General features: G+C 58.3%; 16 protein-coding genes and 1 pseudogene. All 17 read right to left on the bottom strand.

Going from position 1 to position 18,929, the window contains the following annotated elements; translation table 11 throughout:
• Window positions 1-36: 36 nt before the first annotated feature.
• On the bottom strand, window positions 37-7,092 hold the full coding sequence (locus tag V6M89_RS23070) for a non-ribosomal peptide synthetase/type I polyketide synthase (protein ID WP_332855380.1): 7,056 nt from the start codon (window positions 7,090-7,092) through the stop codon (window positions 37-39).
• 83 nt (window positions 7,093-7,175) lie between these two features.
• A pseudogene (locus V6M89_RS23065) lies at window positions 7,176-8,420 on the bottom strand (MFS transporter); the annotation flags it as partial.
• Between the two features lie 290 nt (window positions 8,421-8,710).
• The gene (locus V6M89_RS23060) at window positions 8,711-9,016 is read right to left on the bottom strand and encodes a hypothetical protein (RefSeq protein ID WP_332855379.1); all 306 of its coding nucleotides are present in this window, start codon (window positions 9,014-9,016) and stop codon (window positions 8,711-8,713) included.
• Window positions 9,017-9,587: 571 nt separating this feature from the next.
• The gene (locus V6M89_RS23055) at window positions 9,588-10,166 is read right to left on the bottom strand and encodes a hypothetical protein (RefSeq protein ID WP_332855378.1); all 579 of its coding nucleotides are present in this window, start codon (window positions 10,164-10,166) and stop codon (window positions 9,588-9,590) included.
• A gap of 162 nt (window positions 10,167-10,328) precedes the next feature.
• Window positions 10,329-10,727: a hypothetical protein gene (locus tag V6M89_RS23050; RefSeq protein ID WP_332855377.1), complete on the bottom strand. Its 399-nt coding sequence runs from the start codon at window positions 10,725-10,727 to the stop codon at window positions 10,329-10,331.
• Between the two features lie 62 nt (window positions 10,728-10,789).
• Window positions 10,790-11,125 carry a hypothetical protein gene (locus V6M89_RS23045; RefSeq protein ID WP_332855376.1) on the bottom strand — a complete coding sequence of 112 codons (336 nt, stop codon included), beginning with the start codon at window positions 11,123-11,125 and terminating at the stop codon, window positions 10,790-10,792.
• A 68-nt stretch (window positions 11,126-11,193) separates the two neighbouring features.
• Window positions 11,194-11,775 (bottom strand): hypothetical protein, encoded by a 582-nt coding sequence (locus V6M89_RS23040; protein WP_332855375.1) that lies wholly within the window; start codon window positions 11,773-11,775, stop codon window positions 11,194-11,196.
• 136 nt (window positions 11,776-11,911) lie between these two features.
• Window positions 11,912-12,589, bottom strand: a complete 678-nt coding sequence (locus V6M89_RS23035; RefSeq protein WP_332855374.1) for a hypothetical protein — start codon at window positions 12,587-12,589, stop codon at window positions 11,912-11,914.
• Window positions 12,590-12,762: 173 nt separating this feature from the next.
• A complete protein-coding gene (locus V6M89_RS23030; RefSeq protein WP_332855373.1) occupies window positions 12,763-13,254 on the bottom strand; it encodes a hypothetical protein in 492 nt (163 codons plus the stop codon).
• A gap of 284 nt (window positions 13,255-13,538) precedes the next feature.
• Window positions 13,539-13,976 carry a hypothetical protein gene (locus V6M89_RS23025; protein ID WP_332855372.1) on the bottom strand — a complete coding sequence of 146 codons (438 nt, stop codon included), beginning with the start codon at window positions 13,974-13,976 and terminating at the stop codon, window positions 13,539-13,541.
• A 62-nt stretch (window positions 13,977-14,038) separates the two neighbouring features.
• Entirely contained in the window at window positions 14,039-14,464 is a 426-nt protein-coding gene (locus tag V6M89_RS23020) for a hypothetical protein (RefSeq protein ID WP_332855371.1), read from the bottom strand.
• A 43-nt stretch (window positions 14,465-14,507) separates the two neighbouring features.
• Window positions 14,508-14,786, bottom strand: a complete 279-nt coding sequence (locus tag V6M89_RS23015; protein ID WP_332855370.1) for a hypothetical protein — start codon at window positions 14,784-14,786, stop codon at window positions 14,508-14,510.
• 394 nt (window positions 14,787-15,180) lie between these two features.
• The gene (locus V6M89_RS23010; protein ID WP_332855369.1) at window positions 15,181-15,627 is read right to left on the bottom strand and encodes a pentapeptide repeat-containing protein; all 447 of its coding nucleotides are present in this window, start codon (window positions 15,625-15,627) and stop codon (window positions 15,181-15,183) included.
• Window positions 15,628-15,657: 30 nt separating this feature from the next.
• On the bottom strand, window positions 15,658-16,197 hold the full coding sequence (locus V6M89_RS23005; protein ID WP_332855368.1) for a hypothetical protein: 540 nt from the start codon (window positions 16,195-16,197) through the stop codon (window positions 15,658-15,660).
• 72 nt (window positions 16,198-16,269) lie between these two features.
• The gene (locus V6M89_RS23000; protein WP_332855367.1) at window positions 16,270-16,725 is read right to left on the bottom strand and encodes a hypothetical protein; all 456 of its coding nucleotides are present in this window, start codon (window positions 16,723-16,725) and stop codon (window positions 16,270-16,272) included.
• A gap of 102 nt (window positions 16,726-16,827) precedes the next feature.
• Window positions 16,828-17,115, bottom strand: a complete 288-nt coding sequence (locus V6M89_RS22995) for a hypothetical protein (protein WP_332855366.1) — start codon at window positions 17,113-17,115, stop codon at window positions 16,828-16,830.
• A gap of 203 nt (window positions 17,116-17,318) precedes the next feature.
• Window positions 17,319-18,620, bottom strand: a complete 1,302-nt coding sequence (locus tag V6M89_RS22990; protein ID WP_332855365.1) for a M20 metallopeptidase family protein — start codon at window positions 18,618-18,620, stop codon at window positions 17,319-17,321.
• Window positions 18,621-18,929 lie beyond the last annotated feature (309 nt).

The following is an 18,929-nucleotide window of genomic DNA, read 5'->3' as shown; positions in this document are numbered from 1 at the left end:
CGTCCGGTGCGAAGTACATATTGCGCAGTTGGGCGGTCAGCAGGTTCGCGCGTTCAAGCCCTCCGCCAGCCGTTCGGCGATCGCCGCCACGCTTGCTCCCAACATGACGGTGTGGTGATTTCCCGGGATCGTCACGACTTCCAGCCCGTGCGAGGCCAGCTCGCGCCAGCCCAGTTCGGGCTCGCCAAATTGCTGGGCAAAACCCTCCGTGCCGCAAAACAGCAATACCGCCGTATCGCCATCGCCGCACGGCGGCTGATAAGCGCGCAGCGCGGTATCGTTGGCTTGGGCCACGGCGAGCATCTGCCGCACCTGCCCCACCCCGGCCTCTGGCGGCAGCAGTCCCTGCCGCGTGGCCGCCTCCAGCACATGCGACCACTGTTCATGCGCCGCCACGCCGCGCAACTGCTCCCAATCCATGGGCAAACGCGGCAGCAGAATACCCAGCAGCACCACATCGTCATGCAGCCAGTCCGTGCCGGCCAGCTGGCCATACGCGCCGTTGCGATACAGCGGCTGCGCGCTGGCGTTCTGCGCGCGCGAATCGATCAGCGCCAGCAGCGCGACTTCGTCGCCGGCCTGCCGCAGCTGCCTCGCCATCTCATACGCGATGCATCCGCCCATCGAATGGCCTGCCAAATGGTAGGGTCCGCTCGCCTGCCGTGTCTTGATCAAGGCAATATAGTCCGCCGCCATGTCCTCGATCCTGTCCAACGGCGCCTCCTCGCCCTGCAAGCCACGGGCCTGGACGCCGTACACCGGCTGATCGGCGCCAAGACAGCGCGTCAGCTCGACATAGCCCATGGTGTGGCCGCCATACGGATGGATGCAGAACAGCGGCGCGCGACTGCCGCTGGTGCGCATGCCGACCAGGCGTGAGCCGCCCGTCGCGCTACCGGAACGCAGCGCCTGGGCCAGGCTTTCGACCGTCGGATGCTCCAGCAAGACCGCGCTGGACAAGCTGCAATCAAAGCTCCGCTCCAGCCGCAGAATGACGTTCAGCGACGACAGCGAGCTGCCGCCCAGTTCGAAGAAATTGTCGTCAAGCGCGAGCTCGTCCACGCCCAATATCTCCGCGAACACCTTGCCCACTTCCAGTTCAAACGCGTCGCGCGGCGCCAGCTGGCGCGCAGGCGAAGACGCCGGCGCCGGCGCGGATGCCGCTTCGACGCGCGTCACGGCCGCGAAACGCGTGGCGGACGACGTCGTGGCTTGGCGCGCTTCGGGCCAATAGCGATAACGGTCGAACGGATACGCCGGCAAGGCGATGCGGCGCCGCGCCGCGTGCTCGTGCAAGCGCCGCCAATCGGGCGCGACACCGTTGCACCAGAGCTGCCCCAGCGCGGCCAGCAAGGCGGCACAGTCGGATGGCTGCGTGACGCCGGCCAGCGTCGGCCCGGCAAAGCGCACGTTCTGCTTGCCGGGATGGCGCTGCAGGATGGCGCTGAAGGTCTGCCCCGGACCGGTCTCCAGATAGATGCCGTCCGGCGTCTCCAGCAACAGCTCCAGCCCTTGCGCAAAGCACACGGTCTGGCGCATATGCCGTACCCAGTGGTCGGCGCTGGTGGCCTGCTCCGCAGTGACCCACGATCCCGTCACGTTGGTGATGTAAGGAATCTGCGGCGCGTGCAGCGCCACCTCACCCAGCCGCGCCCTGAACTGGTCCAGGATGGGGGCGAGCATGGCGGAATGGAAAGCGTGCGAGGTCGGCACGCGCTTGCTGCGCAAGCCGGCCTCCGCCAGCGGGGCCGACAGCGCTTCGATCGCTTCCATCGTCCCGGCCAGCACGCAGGCGCGCGGGCCGTTGACCACCGCCAGGTCCACCCCGGCGCCGAGCAAGGGTTGCACCTGCGCGGGGCTGGCCTCGACCGCCAGCATCGCGCCGGCGGGCAGGCTTTGCACCAGCTGGCCGCGCGCGGCGACCAGCGTCAGCGCGTCGGCCAGCGACATCACGCCGGCCAGGCAGGCCGCCACGTATTCACCCAGGCTGTGTCCCATCATGGCGTGCGGCCGCACGCCCCAGTGCATCAGCTGGCGGGCCAGCGCATACTCCACCACGAACATGGCGGGCTGCGTGATCGCCGTCTGCGCCAGCTGCCGCGCCGCATCTTGCTCGGCCTCCGGCGCGGGATACAGCAAGGTGCGCAGATCGAGGCCCAGTACCGGCCACAGCAGCTCGGCGCAGGCATCCACCTCGGCGCGGAATTCGGGCAGCGACTCGTACAGGCCGCGTCCCATGTTGACTTGTTGCAGCCCTTGGCCGGGGAACAGGAAAACCACCCGCGCGGCGCCGTCCGCCATCGCCGCCGACGCGGGATGCGCGGATGCCGACGCCAGCATCGCCGCCGCACTGGCCGCATCGGCGCCCACCACGGCGAGCCGCTGCGGCAGCGGCGCGCGCCCGGCTTGCAGCGTGTAGGCGACATCGGCCAGGTCGGCCTGGGGATGATCGCGCAGATAGTCCGCCAGATTGCGGCTCATCGCGTCCAGCGCCGTGGCCGACTTGGCCGACAGCGTCAGCAGTTGATGCGGCAGCCCGGCCGCCGTGGGCAGGGCCGGCGGCGCCTGCTCCAGGATGAGGTGGGCGTTGGTGCCGCCGATGCCAAACGAGCTCACCGCCGCACGGCGCGGCAGGTCCGATACCGGCCAGGGCGCCAGCGCGGTGTTGATGCGGAACGGGCTGCGCTCCAGCGCCAGCTTGGGATTGGGCGACTGGAAGTGCGGCATGGCCGGCACCTCGCCGTGGTGCAGCGCCAGCACCGCCTTGATCAAGCCGGTGACGCCGGCCGCCGTGTCGAGGTGGCCGACATGTGCCTTGGCCGAACCCAGCAGGCAATATTCCCGCTCGGCCGTGTAGCGGCGGTAGGCCTGGGTCAGCGCGGCGACCTCGATCGGATCGCCCAGCGGCGTGGCGGTGCCATGCGCCTCGACCAGGCCGATGCTGCGCGCATCGACGCCGGCCCGGCGCAGCGCCTGGCCGATCACGTCGGCCTGCCCGTCCACGCTCGGCGCCGTGAAGCCGACCTTGCCGTTGCCGTCGTTGTTGATGGCCGAACCCTTGATCACGGCCCAAACGGTATCGCCGTCGCGCTGCGCGTCGCTCAAGCGCTTGAGCACGACCAGCGCCCCGCCGCTGCCGCGCACCGTGCCGCCGGCGCCGGCGTCGAACGCCCGGCAGCGGCCGTCCGGTGACAGGATGTGGCCTTCCTGGTAGAGATAGCCGGTCGCGTGCGGCACCTCGATCGAGACTCCGCCGGCCAGCATCACGTCGCAGTCGCCCTGCAGCAGCTGCTGGCAGGCGAGGTGCACCGCCACCAGCGAGGTCGAACACGCGGTCTGCACCGTCAGCGCGGGGCCGCGCAGGTTCAGCTTGTGGGCCAGGCGGGTGGACAGGAAGTCCTTCTCGTTCAAGATGGTGGTCTGGAACAGTTCGGCGGCGGACTCGGGACGGACGTCAAGGAAATGCTGCAGATACCCCGCCCGGCCGACACCGCCGATCACGCCGACACGGCCGCAATCGGCTGCGCCGCCGTAGCCCGCATGCTCCAGCGCCTGCCAGCCCAGTTCCAGGAACAGGCGCTGCTGCGGATCCATCAGCTGCGCCTCGCGCGGCGGATAGCCGAAGAACGGCGCGTCGAAACAGGCCACGTCGTCCAGGATGCCCTTGCGTTTGACGTAGCGCGGCTCGCGCAGCAGCTGCGGGTCGACGCCCGCGTCGAGCAACTGCTGGTCCGTCAGCTCAGTGATGGACTCGGCGCCGGCGCGCAGATTGCGCCAGAATTCCGCCACGTTGGCGGCGCCGGGAAACTTGCCGGCCATGCCGACGATGGCGATTTCAGTGCCGGCCGGCGCGCCGGGCGCGGTTGGCGGCGCGGCATGCAGATGTTCGCGGGATTGCGCATCCAGGTCCTGCCCTTGGCTCAGCGCGGTGCGCAGGTGATTGGCCAGCGCGCGGATGGTCGGGAAGCGGAACAGGTCCATGGTCGGCACGGTGAGGCCCAGCTTCTCCTCCAGCAGCACCTCGACCTCGACGATGCTCATCGAATGGCCGCCGACGTCGAAGAAGCTGTCGTCGATGCCGACCGCCGTCAGGTTCAGCACCGCTTGCCAGATGGCGGCGATCTGCTGCTCCAGTTGGTCGCGCGGCGGCGCGATGCCGGCGTCGGCGGAGCGGCCGGCGGGCGCCGGCAGCGCGCGCCGGTCGATCTTGCCGTTGGGCGTCATCGGCCAGGCGTCGAGGAATTGGAACGCGGCCGGCACCATGAAGTCCGGCAGCTTGCCCTGCATGTGGGCGCGCAGGTCGGCGCCGGTGACGACCGCGCCGTCGCGGGCAATCGCGTAGGCCACCAGGCGCTGGTCGTTGTTCGCTTCGCGCCGCGCCAGCACCAGCGTGTCGCGGATGCCGGGATGCTCGCCGATGACGGCCTCGAGTTCGCCCAGTTCGATGCGGAAGCCGCGTATCTTGACCTGATGGTCGAGGCGGCCCAGGAACTCGAGGTTGCCGTCCTGCAGATAACGGGCCAGGTCGCCGGTCTTGTACATGCGTTCGCCGGGGGAGCCGAACGGGTTGGCGACAAAGCGCTCGGCGGTCAGGTCGGGGCGGCCGAGATAGCCGCGCGCCAGGCCGATGCCGGCGATATACAGCTCGCCGGCGACGCCGCGCGGCACCGGCTGCAGCAGCGGATCCAGCACATACAGCCGGGTGTTGGCCAGCGGCCGGCCGATGCTCACGCACTGCGTCTCCGGCGGCAGCACGGCCATCGTCGCGCACACCGTCGCCTCGGTCGGGCCGTAGGCGTTGATGAAGCGGACTGCGGCGCTCCAGCGCCTGACCAGTTCCAGGCCGCAGGCCTCGCCCGCCGTGATCACCGTCTTCAGCGTCGGCAAGTCGGCCGGCTGCAGCAACGCCAGCACCGACGGCGGCAGCGTGACCACCGAGACGCCATGCCGGTTGATGGTACGGACCAGCGCGGCGCCCGGGATCAAGTCCATTTTCGGCGCCAGGCACAGACTGGCGCCGGCGCACAGCGCGACGAAGATCTCGCTGACCGAGGCGTCGAAGCTGAACGAGGCGAACTGCAGCACCCGGCTGTCCGGCGCCACCTGGAAGCCGTCCATCATGGCGTGCGCCAGATTCGACAGGCCTTGATGTTCCAGCATCACCCCTTTGGGACGTCCGGTGGAGCCCGACGTGTAGATCACATAGGCCAGGTCGGTCGGCGCCGGGCTGGACTGCGGATTGTCGTCCGCCGCGTCCGCAATGGCGGCCTGGTCGGCGTCGACGCACACCAGCCGCGCGGCGCCGGCCGGCAGGCGCGCGTGCAAGGCGGCCTGGGTCAGCAGCAAGACGACGCCGGCGTCTTCCAGCATGTAGGCCAGCCGGTCTTGCGGATACTCCGGATCCAGCGGCAGATAGGCGCCGCCGGCTTTCAGTATGGCCAGCACGCCGATCACCAGTTCGGGCTGCCCACGTTCCATGCTCAGGCCGACCAGTTGTCCGCGCTGCAGGCCCAGCCCGCGCAAGTGATGGGCCAGGCGATTGGCGCGCCGGTTGAGCTCCTCATAGGACATGGCGTCGTCGCCGTAACGCAGCGCCGGGGCCGATGGCGTGCGCGCCGCCCACTGTTCGAACTGGCGATGGGCGCAGGCTTGCGGAAACGGCGCGTCGGTGTCGTTGTGCTCGGCGCGGATGCGCTGCTCGTTCTCCGTCAGCATCGGCAGCCGGTCCAGCGCGACCTCGGGCGCGTGGGTGGCGCCGAGCAGCAGGGTCTGGAAATGCTCGACCAGATAGGCCACGCTCTCCGGGTCCCACAGATCGGTGTTGTACCAGCACACGCCGCGCAGCGAGCCGTCCACCTCCTCCACCACGAAGTCGAGGTCGAACTTGACGCTGCGCAGTTCCAGCGGATAGGAGTCGAGTCGCAGGCCAGACAGGTCCAGGCTGGCGCCGGCCAGGCCCATCCGCGCCGCCGCCACGCCCTGCATGTGCGACAGCTGCGATTTCTGGTAGGTGAAGGCGACCTGGAACACCGGGCTGCGGCTCAGATCGCGCGGCAAGCCCAGGCGCTCCACCAGCAAGGGGAAAGGGAAATCCTGGTGGTCCTTGGCGCCGACCAGCACCTCCCGCACCTGATGCAGGAACTGAGCGAACGGGGTGTCGCCGGCCACATGGACGCGCAGCGCGCACGGACTGGCGAAGTAGCCGACGGCGCGCTCGTAGCCCTGCGGCGGCCGGCCGAAGCGCGGCGAGCCGACGGCCAGGTCGTCCTGTCCGGTGTAGCGGTACAGCACCGCGTAGAACGCCGCCAGCAGCACCGTGTAAAACGTCACGTCCTCCTGTTTGGCAAGGGCCCGCACTTGCCGGGTCAGTTCCTCGCTCAGCTGGAACGCGTGGCCGGCGCCGGCGTGGCGCTGCACCGGCGGACGGGGACGGTCGGTCGGCAAGTCCAAGTGCGCCGGGGCGGCCAGTTGCGCTTGCCAGTAGGTCCAGTGCTCGTCGCCGCGCGGCGACGCCAGCAGCTCGCTCTGCCAGGCGACGTAGTCGGTGTACGACAGCCCGTCCGGCGCCGGCGCGGACGCCTGCCCGGCAACGCGGTCGCGATACAGCACGCCCAATTCGTCCATCATGATGATCAGCGACCAGGTGTCCGTCGCGATGTGATGGCTGTTGAACAGCAGCACATGCTCGTTGTCGCTGCCGGAAAACAGGTGGCAGCGGAACACCGGACCGTTCTTCAGGTCGAACGGCAGATGCGCCGCCTCGGTCAGCCGCGCGTGCAGCCGCTGCGCGTCCCATCCTGCGGCATCGATCTGCTGAAAGCCGGCGCGTCCCTGCGGATGGATCAGCTGCACCATTTCGCCGTGCGGCGCGGCGTAGCTGGTGCGCAGGACGGCGTGGCGCTGGACCAGGTCGTGCAGGGCCGCTTCGAGCGCGGCGACATTGAGCGGGCTGCGGATGGTCCATGCCATCGGCAGACCGTACTCCGCGCCGTCGGGATTCAAATTCCACAAGAACCACATGGCGCGCTGGCCGCGTGACGGGGTCGCCACAACTGGCGCGCCTGCAGTGTTGTCGTAGGTGCTGTTGCTCATGGGGGAAGCTTCCTGGTAGGTGGTATCGATGTGGAGAGCCGGCGCGCAACGTGGCGCCGGGTGGCCTGAGGCCTAAAACGTTAGGTGCGATCAGCGCGGAGCCGGTGCGCCAACAGCATGGCCGCCGCGGACGAGACGGCCGCGCAGACCAGACTGGTTCGCAGGCCGCCGAGCGCCGCGACCTGGCCCCACAAGGCGGCGCCGGCCGCGCTCGCGCCCATGATGGCCATCTGATACATCGCCATGCCGCGCGCCCGCACCCAGTCGGGCAACGCCAGCTGCACCGACACGATCAGCGCGTTGGCGGTCGCGATCCAGGCCATGCCTGCCACAAACATGATGGGCGCGGCAAAATAAACGTGAGTGGAAAATGCCACGCCGCACATTGCGGCCGACAGCACCAAGGCGCCGCGTAGCGCTAGCATCTCACGTGACATCGATTGGCGCCAGCGAGGCAGGAATAGCGCCGCAACCACGGTGCCGCCCCCCATACAGGCCAGCAGAATAGTGAAGGTTCCGGTGCCGCCATCTTGAAAGTCACGGGCCACCAGCGGCAACAGCGCCAGCAGTGCGGTCGAGTGAAAGAAGAACAGGAATATGCGCAGCAGTACCGCCCTCAGCGGCGCGGACTGCATGGCGAAGCGCACGCCGTCAAGCATCGCGGCGGACAGGCGCTGCTGGTCCGCCAGGATGGGCGCCTGGGTATATCGCCAGCGCATGATGAGCAGCGCGGCCAGCGTCGACAGCGCGGCATTGAGTGCGAAGACCCAGGCCGTGCCGGCAGTGGCGATCAGCGCGCCGGCCACCAGCGGACCAATGATGCGCGAGGCATTCATGGAGACACCGTTGAGCGCTAGCGCCGCCGGCAATTGCGCGCGCGGCACCAGGTCAGGCACGATGGCGGCAAACACCGGCCAGCGCATGGCCAGGCCGATGCCGTTGGCGAAGGTCAGTCCCAGCAGCAGCGCAGGCGAGGTCATCCCGGACATGATCGCCAGCCACAGCAGCAACGCCACCGCCGCCACCCAGCACTGGGTGAGGATGAGGTAGCGGCGCCGGTCCACCATGTCGGCCAACGCTCCGCAAGGCAAGCCGAGCAGGAAAACCGGCAGGGTCGACGCGGTCTGCACCAACGCCACCATGACCGGCGACGCGGTGAGCGAGGTCATCATCCACGCGATGGCGACATCGTTCATCCACATGCAGACATTGGCGGTCAGCCAGGCGCACCACAGCATGCGGAACGCCGCATGCTTTAAAGGAGCGACGGCGGACGGCGGCACGGAAGACGTGTCGCCCGGAGTAATACGCGGAAGCGAAGCAGGCATGGGAAGTCAGGGATAGTGCCCGCCGGGCTGTATCGTGACGAACCGGACCGGGCAAGGGAATGAGCGCGGGATTATACCTTGGCGTAGCGCATGTCGTTATCATGCCAGCTACCGGCAGCGAGCTGCTTTTGAAAAAAGGATCTCGAAGAAAACACAATCATTGAAGGTGTCAGCAAAATCCCCGGCACCTACCAATGGCCGACAGACCGGAAATCAACCGGTCAGTGCTGCGGATACCTGCCTGACACAGCTACCAAGACAGTAGTCAAGACAACGCCCGTGCCAAGGCGCTATCGCGGAAGATTGGCGCGTGCCAGCGTGGCAGCGTTAATGCGTTTGGGACGGCTTCTGTGCGCATCGGCCAAGGAGCCGATTGAAATTGAACAATAGGCTTCAAGTTGTTCCGCATCCTCATGCAGAATATGAAGCTTCAATGATGCACCTTCTATCAAAAGCTCCATTTGAAATCCTTCTGATGTAGCGACGACTTTGCGAAATGCCGATATTTTCGAGCAGTCTACCGCGACATCGCCCAGTCTTACCCAATACGAACTTCTTTTCATTTTGTGACCTCGCTCGCCGATATGGCGATTCACAGTAGCACGCATTTGACTGCGTCGTACAACCTCATTTGGGGATCGTGGTCAGTTCCCGCAATCTGCCACGTCAAACGCCATCCGGACGTCCGACCTGCCCTCCTTACGGCGTGATGGCCGATTGCTTGAACTAACCAAGTGCCTGACGTACCCGCGCTTGTGCCGGGATCCGAGGATGTGGACGCGAACTGACTTCTTAACATTTAAATACAAAAAACCCGCGCTATCCGGAGGAGGCGCGGGTTTAGTGTACGTCCGTGGACGCCAAAGAACATTCATTTGGTGCTCCGAGCCTGAATCGAAAATCGGCTTGGAAGCGTGATGAATCCAAGCTTTGGGCTGGGTCCACAAGGAGCTGCCCCCTCAAGTGCTCCCTCGAATAAAGGCGGAAATTCTCGCTCTTGGACGCCTTATTTATTTTAGTTAAAACTATAAGAAAGTACCAGAACTGATTAGGCAGATAAAATATCTGGCGCATATCAAAATTTTAAAAATCCAAAAACCAACATAAATTTCATTACAAATGCTGGGTCCGCTTTCGCCCCGTTGCAGACGCTGCCCACGGCTGCCATCATTTATTGGAACACTTGGCTAAATTGGATGCCAGCCACAAGTTATGTTCAGGCGTAGAGCGCGTGTTCCTCATAACTGTTTCCAACTGGCGTACTGCAACGAAATGCGACGAGGCCTCCCAACGTTCAATTTCTTCCTTTTCTTGTTGAGAGAGCTGCATCGGCGTTAAGGGTGGTAGATTTTCACCACGCTCGAAACTAGTGAGAGCCTTTTCTTGTGCAAGCACAACATACTTGGCAATCTTTATCCCGGTAGTCGTCTCGTTGAAGTTGATTGCGGCTTTCAAATCTTCCGGATTTTTAAAATTATTTCCTATCAACGGAAGCAGTACCTCCTGGATATAGCTAGCAACGACCTCATCCGAGCGAAAGCAATCAGCGGAAGCTTTGGTTAGTTGACCTTGACGAAACGCCCGCGAAACCGCCATTTTGTGACCGTTCACCACAACCATCTTCATGCCGCTGTTAGTTAGAAAACGGTCGACTTCTGTATTGTTCACAATATTCTGACCAAAGGCGCTAATGTGCAGCAGCGCCAAGACAACTCCTGTACTAATGAATAATTTAAACGGTTTCATCGGCAATATCATCTTCACAAACAATCGTTGCGGCCAGCAGTACTCACGGTGACCGCCGGAATTCAGCCCGGTAGTACAGCAGGAGACACTGCTCGCAGAGCCAGAAGTTGCTCCGGCGGCTCATTCCGGCCGTATGCTTTTGGCCGCTTTCTGTCTATGGCCTTAGCCTGCCAGTTCAGCATCACTGTCAGGTACCCGGTGAAGCTGAAGGTTATGCTGAATTCCGTTGTCACATTTTACGCAAATGGAAAACGGACCTGTTTGTTCAATTGATTCTACCCACCACTGATCTTGCTTCGTGCGCCCAGCTTCGAGATATTGACTGGAGCATTGATCGTACTCGTAAGGCTTGAACGGTGCATCCAACAAGTACACGATCAAGCCGCACCCACCCACGGCACACCATCGTTCTTCAGCATCGATTATCGCAACGATTGGATCGCCGTAGAAATCACCAATAACGACTCTCGAATGGCTATCTCGGAACAGCCACACGGTCTCGTATTCATGCGAGATTCGGAAGTTCTTCGACGTGGCGAGGTCAATGAAAGGGTTAGGCATAGCGTATTTAATTTAGTGGTGACGTCCGGTCTTGGCCGTTACAGGGCGGCTAGGCCGTGTACTCAAAGTTTCCGCCATCCCGCCTCAATTAGCTCAATAACTTTTCCGCAAGCGAAGAAGCCGCCGTCCCAAAGCTCAAACTTTACGCCTGGCTTCACCACGTCAACGAAAAGTTCTGGTGCAAGCACAACACATCGAACCGTAGTCGAGTCATGCTTTTGAAATCCTTGCGCGGCTTCTGTCCACATTCCGACTGTGTTGAGGCCATCAACGCCATCCATTTTCATCGGCACACGTCTATGCAGGTTTTCGCCAAAAACGAATCGCTGCTGCCGGTCAGCACCGTGCTCTCTAAAATGAAAGGATAACTCAGCAGTAAATTGTGTTACAGGTTCCATGAAGATTTTCGTGACGTGTTTTGGGGCTGCTTCTGGCCGTTTCGGGTCACAATGCCCGTAGCATCAAACTAATCGGTGTCGGTTGCAATTATTACTTCGATCCGCTTGTCTTTTGGTCGAATAATAAGCCATGTATAGTCCCACGCCACATCGCAGAAGAATGAGGCCCACGGCAACTGCGAAACAAAAACTTGTGGGTGATCAAAATCTCCTCTCAAAAGAGACTCCGCCGCTTGAGCTGCAATTGCCATTGCATCTCGTGCAGGCATGCGCTTTGAAGTGTAAGCACCACCTCTTAAAAGTGCACGGGCCAGCGATCCTGGCAGCTCGACTGGGTGAATCCAATTGAAGGTTTCGGGTGACAACAATCTGACGTCATTGAGCGATTGGGGAAATGCACTGGCTACCGATTTCGTCTGCCAAAAGCGCTCAAAAAAGTAAGTTGAGTGAAGAGCTCCGGTATCTATGAAAGCTGCAAAATCCGGATGGTCTGGGACACCGAACGACTTATGGATAACGGCACCATTACTATACATCGCAGCTAAATCCTCTACGAATTGCAACGTAGAATCTTTCTGTTCAACGATTGGAAAGTCAAGCTCCCGCCACATTGCCATGGCTCGATCAAATTGCGAGGTAGTTGTGCTCATATGTAGCTGTTCTTTTCTTGTGCTTCAACCGTCCGTTGCTGGCCGATTGTACTCGGTCACGTCGTTGACGCAGCCGCAGCGTTGCTGACATTGGTTCGGTCATTGATAACATGGTCACGCCAGCCGTGGACCCAGCTCACTTCGTCGCGCTGCGCCTAACAAGTTCATCTCGATGCTCGAAGAAGCGCATGTTTTTCATTGCAAAAGCAGTTCCACACTTTGTACACGTACAAGCCTTTGTGTCGGTAAAAGTACTCTCCTCGCCAACCGCACCGCATTCCTGACATTGCCAGACCCATGGGAATTTCTCGGGGAGAGGTAAAGTGCAAAGGGCGATGAACTGCTGCGCGACCGTGCGTATGCAGTCATCGGATTTCTTAAGGTCCAATCTGCCATTAAAGCAAATGTAGTCTGGCCTTCTACGTTCTATCGGCTCAAAGTCACGTGAAAGGTCTATCCAAACCCAATGGATATACGGCTCATTATGATCGTCTGCGATAGTCAACATTTCAATCAAGCAGTCCCATGGTTGAGTAATACCATGCAACATTCGCTCGCATAATATGCTGGAATATGCGCAAAGAGCGACGTACCAGTCGCTCGGCAATTCGAGCCCCAGGTCGCCTACGCATGAAAGAAATAACCGTTCAACTTGATCAGGATCGATATAGGCATCCCAGCGGTAGGCCGCCAACTCCCAAATGCTGGGAACGTCACAACCGCCTTCAAGCAATTCATTTGCCCAATCAACATAGGCGTCAACTTTTAGCCGGTGCTCATCAATTCTTCTAAAAGCTAGTTCCGCGAAATCCACTTACGCTCCTTGCAGGGTTTCAGTCTCCGTGGCTAGGTGTGCAGGTCAGCCACCCTCTGTCTGCAACTGGCCGGTTGTCACCATTTCGCTAAAGGTAGAAAGCGCAACAATGCAGACGCCGACTTACCGGGGTACCCAGGCAATGTGAATGTCGCCAGTCTAGCGTTCAAACATCAATGCCAATGGGTGACACACCCAACACCATCAGGCCCTTCACTATGAAGACCGCAAACTGTCGCATCGAGTTCATTATACGTATATTCTACATGAACCAAATTTTCATTATTGAAGGAAAATTTCGCGCTGTTGTAACCCATTGGCAATAGAAGAGGTATCGGCAAAATTACGAATACTGTAAGGCCGCGCCACGCGAGGCCATGACGATAGGTCAATGTGCGAACTCCATTTATGACGTTCTCGCTATTGGGTGCCCCCCACATCCTGATGAGTGTATCTGGTTTAATGTTTTTGGCGCCAGTCTGATTCGGAAGTGACTTATTTTCACAGGCGATAATCATTTTTTCGTAACTGGTAGGGCAAAGTGCCATATTCCCAGCATCATTATCATACCAACCCAGAGTCTTCTCAGTAACGGTGCCGGCACCAAAACAACCACTAAGCGAGTAAGATGCCATAAATAGTAGTGCCAACTTGTAAGCGCGCATTTTTAGCATTGCAGAAAGTCAATAAAGTTTTAATTGAATTTTTAACGTTAACCAGCGGCCGTTCTTGGCCGATGGCGGCTAATCTTGCTGATATTTTTTCAAGCAGAGTTCAAGCTTGGCAATAAGGGCCTTGACCTCCGCTTCACCTAGGTCAAGTGGGTCCCCGTGAGTTCCTACAGCAATGACACATACGGCCGAGCCGTCATACCAAGCATCGAGTCTGTCCTCAGAAAATAATTGTGGCATTCGTTTCCTTTGGTAAGTTGTCGGTCCGGTTTTGGCCGCTACCAGCACTCTGTGTCAGCCGTTGCAGGGTCGAATGTACCATCACGAACTTCTAGCACAAGCTCGTAAGGTGCTGTTGGCGCGAATGCGGCGCGAAGAAAAATGCAATCGCCAACAGATGCGGAGTTTAGGCAAATGTCCATAGTATCAGCCAGCGCCGCTATCTCTTTCAATGGTCCGGCAATCCAATGGTCGGTGATTTCCGAATGCTGCCATGTTCCAAGTTCAAGATACATGTACGGCCCGAAGTGTTCATGCTCCGACACTAATTCATTTTCAGGCTTTTCTGCATACGCCCGCATGGCGGCAGAAAATCGTCTAAGACCTATCTTGGAACCTTGGAGCCGCCATTCTTTGGCCTCATCGTTTCGTTCGTAAAAGAACCCGAGCTCACGCCATTCGCGTTGTGTACTTTCATTGATTTTTGGGGAAGGCATTATTGCTCCGAAGAGGTTACTACTTTTCATGTCCGTCTAGGTCTGCTTCTGGCCGAACTCCGTCACCGAAGTGTAAGCAAGCCATCTACCAGCTGCCCGAGTGTCGCATCCCCCATAGATTCCCAAAATGAACTTGGGGGACTCAACGAGTAGTCTCGCTCTAGCATTTCAACAATATCATCAAAGGCGGCATCAGGGTCACTGAAGTCGAAGCGAGGACCATGAAAGGCAACCATCGCGATATCCTGGGGAATGAACAAGGCAGAACGCCAACCAAGCTGCACGTGCAATATCTGGGATATTTTTTCTGCCAAAATCTGACGCTCACCACCTCCCCACTGGGACATATCAGCAGCGGTTCGGTTCGCCTGAAGTTCTTTTAGCGTTTTAAAAAATGATAGGTCCGGCCCCAACCATCGGACACCGATGAAAAATTTCTTCCATTTGTCAGTTGGTGGAAAGTGGGGAGGAAATTCAAGAATATCCATCGTCATTATGCTATTGATAGTCGTCGTGGTCTGCTCTTGACCGCTAGATACCATGGCGTGCATTGGTTGAACTGCCCAACAATACGTGGCAAGCCTCGAAAATATCATCCACGCAGTCGGCGGTCGAGATTCCAACCTGGTCATGCCCAGATTGGTCATGAGCTAAGGCGGAAAATAATTCCAGGGACTCAGGATGGCGAAGCTTCACAGCGATAGATGCAATCAGTGCGCAACCTATGTTCGCATCAAGCGATTTGGAGAGGATGTCCTGAGCCAAAAGCTTTGCATCATCGAACGTCTCGTACGTTCTTATATCACTCATTCCAATTCCTCTTTCGTGCTATTTCGAAGGTCTGCAAATGGCCGAATTCGGTCCGCCTCGTTCCATGCCCTATATCGGGTCTAGGTCTGTAGGAAACTGACTGGCTCGTTGCCAAGTCTCTTCATCAACGTCATCAGCGTGGTTCCGTCGATGCCAAGCTCTATTCAAATGCGAAAAAACGTGCCCAAGGTCAATTCGCAAATTTGCTTCGTCATATTCGGGGTCTTTGTTCATCTCCGAAATAAGAGTCGCTAAATGCTCCTGTGCGTCTTCCAGTTCGTACATAAGTGCAGCCCAACCAACTGGAGCGCTTTCCTTGCTAATCATCGGTTTCCCTCAATTCCATTGTTCGTGGGCTGGCGACTTCCGCTTTTGGCCGAACTCGGGCGCCAGCTTACCACTCCCAAGACGGCAGTTCATCGTTCTCGCTAAGTTCGCAGCCGTAGAAACTTGCGCCACGGACTCTAACTTCCTCCAGTTTCGCGCCATTTGTCTTTATCGACTCGATTGCGGCAAGTTCAAGTATTGCGCCAGTGAGGTCGGCAGCTGAAAAATTAACACATTTCAGATTACATTCTCTAAAGCTCACGCCGCGCAAGCTCGCTCCAGAAAAATCAGCATCAAAAAACCAAGAATGCTTTTCGAAGTCAGCGTCATCCAGTTTGATTCCAACAAGAGACTCGCCGCTCAAGTCGGTATTCGGGAAGTGGCGTTCTCCAGCAGCATATCGCAGTTCAAGCTCGGCTCGGTTTTCAGGTGGCTTGTAGCCTTCGGTTGAACATGAATTCATATAAAAACTTTCTACAACGACAGGCAGCTTCTGGCCGCATTCAGTCAACAACGAGTGCTCTTTTATCTGCGAACATCGAAATTAAGCCAGTTCGATTCTTTTGCCAGATAATTGTGGAGGCTTAAATTGCAGCGGAGCTCGAGCATAGCCATCAAGCAACTTTATGGACTCTAACGGAACATCCGGCAGATCATGAAGAGCCATCCAAATAAATCGATAGCCTATTACGAGAAGGTCAGCACTCATACGTTCAAGGTCTTCAAGTTTGTAGCGGGATGTCTTTGCCTGTTTTGGCAAGGCGTGCGGGGCTGTAGACGTTGTGAAGTGGCCGCCGTCATATAACGCCCCATAATGCATAATCGCGTTTCGCACCGTCAAAATAGACTTCATTTGACTCAGTGCTTTATCAACTTCGTTCTCAATCGCTTTGCCCTTGGCTTCGTAAATTTGCCTGATTAGGTTAATTGAAACATCCACCCTGGTACTGGCAAACAGCGCTTGTGCGATTTCACGTGAGACTCCTGCCATTGCCGCCAGCGCAAATTTTAAATTGTGTTCTGCTGTTGCGAATGCATCTACAAATCGACCTAAAGAAAGGTGGTAACTGTCATCATTATTCATTTTTCGATAGATCCGGTTGAAGTAAATATTTATACCATATTTGAAGGGCTGCTACTGGCCGTTAATGCCCTACTAGCCACATTTAGAAAAAAACTTCTGCGCAGATTGCATGCGAGCGATTAACAAACCGGCTTGCACCCCTACGCCACCAGAAGTGATATCTGACACGTTACTGTTGGCATTTCGTATTTCATCGGAAACACTCTCGATATAGCTACCGGCGCGCTCTTTAAATAGTTCGTCAACAACTTTACGGTCTGAGTGATTCACCATCTTAGTACTGATGTATATCAGGTCATTAAGAGCTTGTGCGCCGGCTTGGATTCTAAAGCTTGCATCAACTATCCGCATTGCCATTCCGAAGTCTGACGAGCGCCGACTTACTGTCTGAACGACATTCATTGTTGTTGTCCGAAGTTCTCGAATTTCCTGCATGAGTAGCAGGCGGTCAAAGTCACTGGGCGCGCATCCAGCCCTAGCGCTACCCAGAAATAGTAAAAGTGCGACAGTAACAGTACTCTTTATCATTTTCGTCGCTTGGGAATGGTGACAATCTTTGTAAAGCCCGCTTTTGGCCACTAACCTAGCTGCAGTCGGTCGCGGTTCACTGATATGCCGGGTGGTCGGAAATTAGCGGAACTCGTAATCAGCAAGGCCACCAAAGCCGTCCGGGTGAGTAACAGCACGGTAGATTTTGCCGTCAGGGCGGATTTCATAGTCAGGGAGACCGCTCCAGCCATCCGGATGCGTTACGGTCTTGTAAATCTTGCTATCGCCCCGAAACTCATAATCCGGAAGGCCGCTCCAGCCATCAGGATGCGTCACGGAACGATAGATTTTCCCATCATCACGTATCTCATAATCGGCTAGTCCTCCCCATCCTTGTGGATGCGTCACGGCACGGAATATCTGCTTCAAGAGAGTCTCCTATTTAGCTAATGTCTTATTTGAAGGTCCGTTGTTGGCCGAACGCGGCCTAAGATGGTGAGGATAGCATCTTGCTCGCGTGCAAAGTTCACGGTTTGTCACGATGGGGCAGAAGTCGCCCCGATGCAGACGTGGCGCCAGTCGATCCGACCGCCACAAAGCGGCCACGCACGCTGCGCGTAGCCCCCCCCCCCCTAGTCTCGCTCAGCCTGGTCAGGCGTTCCTAGCCGCGCAATGATCAAGGACGAGAAGCTGCTTACTCCGACTCGGATGCTTTCTTCATCTACTTGAAAATCCGGCGCGTGGTTCATTGCAACGAAACCTTTCTCGGCATTTGATCCACCGAGGAAAAAGTACACACCCGGAATTTTCTGTTGAAAGTAGGCGAAGTCATCATTGAAGAACGGTGCCTGCCCAAAAGCTGGCCTGACCGCGTCAACTCCGCGGCTTCGCTGCAGTATGCGGATGGCGGAGCGAGTCAGTGAGGCGTTGTTGAGCACAGTGGGATTATCTTGTACATACGACACGGAGATCAATTGCCTCTTGTGGCCGCTGGCATCAATCACGCGCTGGACGCGAGAAATGATGCCATCCAGCTTCGATGCGTTTGTTTCATATAGATAGAAGTCAAGAACAAGCTCCTCGTTTTCTGTGCGAGTATCAAAGGTCGCATCCATGATCAGGTAGTCCTGAAACGCAGTATTCGGGGACGTCAATCCGATCACAGGATCATCAATATTCTGAATCTCCCAAGGCTTCGCACCAGTCCGGCTTCGAGACAGCTCACTGTTCACATTCTTTGTCAACTGCACTATATCCGCTCCCGACAATTCGTTTTTCAGCCTGATGCTGACTCGCCGCTGATATGCGAACATTTCATTCGCCTTGACCACAATCTGCCCAACGGGCAATGCCGTCACGTGCAGGCCATAGATCTCATCCGGGGTGATGGACGAGAAAACACCCCGGTCGATCAGGCCCTTGGCGCCCTTGAAGGTCTCCTCTTCCGCCTGAAACACGAAGACAACCGTTCCATGCAAGAACTCTCGCTGCTTCGCAAGGACCTCGGCGATTCCTAAGGCAATTGCAATGTGGATATCGTGCCCGCAGGCATGATGAACACCGGGATTTTGCGACCTGAAGAGTGCGGGATCACGGAACTCGCCAGGAAGTGCATCAAGCTCGGCTCGCCATGCAACCGTCTTTCCCGGGTGCCCGCCTCGTAGTATGCCGATAACACTTTGGCCGTACTGACCAGTCTGAACTTCAAGCCCCATTTCACGCAAGTGCGCGCTTATTGTCGCTGAAGTTCGAGATTCATAGCCGGCCAGTTCAGGGTGCTGGTGGAGATCTCGCCTGACGGCGACAAGCTTCTCGAAAAGGCCATCCGTCTGCAAATGAATCGCATCCGGAGCAGTGCGCTGGCTTTGGTTGTATTGGCATCCGCCAAGTAGCAGTCCGAAGACACTTGAGAGAATTATTAAAAGTCGCTTCATGGTTTTGGGCTTCATGGTGGTGGGGTGAAATTGCGTCTATGACCTCAAACGTCATTCCTGAAATGTCGCCTGAACGGGAATAGCGAAGAAGTGCAACTGGCGAATCGAGTGTGTCACATCGTCCATTCACGTGACACCCCAATTGCGATGAACTGCAGTTCGCTCCGATGAACTGCGGCTCGCTGCGATAAACTGCGGTGCTGGGTCATACAGGCATGGTGTAATCAAAGCTGGTAAATGGGATGAACGCCTCCCTCCTCCCGGATGCGCCCGTCGGCAAGCGACAAGTGCAAAATGGTGAGGCCGACC

Source organism: Duganella sp. S19_KUP01_CR8 (assembly GCF_036688705.1).
Classification (GTDB): domain Bacteria; phylum Pseudomonadota; class Gammaproteobacteria; order Burkholderiales; family Burkholderiaceae_D; genus Rugamonas.
The sequence above is the reverse complement of the archived record's forward strand: the minus strand, read 5'-3'. Positions and strand labels throughout refer to the sequence as shown.

Bases quoted from the DNA above. Each gene is read 5' to 3' on its own strand.
- V6M89_RS22990 (WP_332855365.1), bottom strand. From the start codon at position 18,620: ATGAAGCGACTTTTAATAATTCTCTCAAGTGTCTTCGGACTGCTACTT.
- V6M89_RS23040 (WP_332855375.1), bottom strand. From the start codon at position 11,775: ATGAGCACAACTACCTCGCAATTTGATCGAGCCATGGCAATGTGGCGG.
- V6M89_RS23025 (WP_332855372.1), bottom strand. From the start codon at position 13,976: ATGCCTTCCCCAAAAATCAATGAAAGTACACAACGCGAATGGCGTGAG.
- V6M89_RS23055 (WP_332855378.1), bottom strand. From the start codon at position 10,166: ATGAAACCGTTTAAATTATTCATTAGTACAGGAGTTGTCTTGGCGCTG.
- V6M89_RS23050 (WP_332855377.1), bottom strand. From the start codon at position 10,727: ATGCCTAACCCTTTCATTGACCTCGCCACGTCGAAGAACTTCCGAATC.
- V6M89_RS23020 (WP_332855371.1), bottom strand. From the start codon at position 14,464: ATGGATATTCTTGAATTTCCTCCCCACTTTCCACCAACTGACAAATGG.
- V6M89_RS23000 (WP_332855367.1), bottom strand. From the start codon at position 16,725: ATGATAAAGAGTACTGTTACTGTCGCACTTTTACTATTTCTGGGTAGC.
- V6M89_RS23045 (WP_332855376.1), bottom strand. From the start codon at position 11,125: ATGGAACCTGTAACACAATTTACTGCTGAGTTATCCTTTCATTTTAGA.
- V6M89_RS23070 (WP_332855380.1), bottom strand. From the start codon at position 7,092: ATGAGCAACAGCACCTACGACAACACTGCAGGCGCGCCAGTTGTGGCG.
- V6M89_RS23005 (WP_332855368.1), bottom strand. From the start codon at position 16,197: ATGAATAATGATGACAGTTACCACCTTTCTTTAGGTCGATTTGTAGAT.
- V6M89_RS23030 (WP_332855373.1), bottom strand. From the start codon at position 13,254: ATGCGCGCTTACAAGTTGGCACTACTATTTATGGCATCTTACTCGCTT.
- V6M89_RS23015 (WP_332855370.1), bottom strand. From the start codon at position 14,786: ATGAGTGATATAAGAACGTACGAGACGTTCGATGATGCAAAGCTTTTG.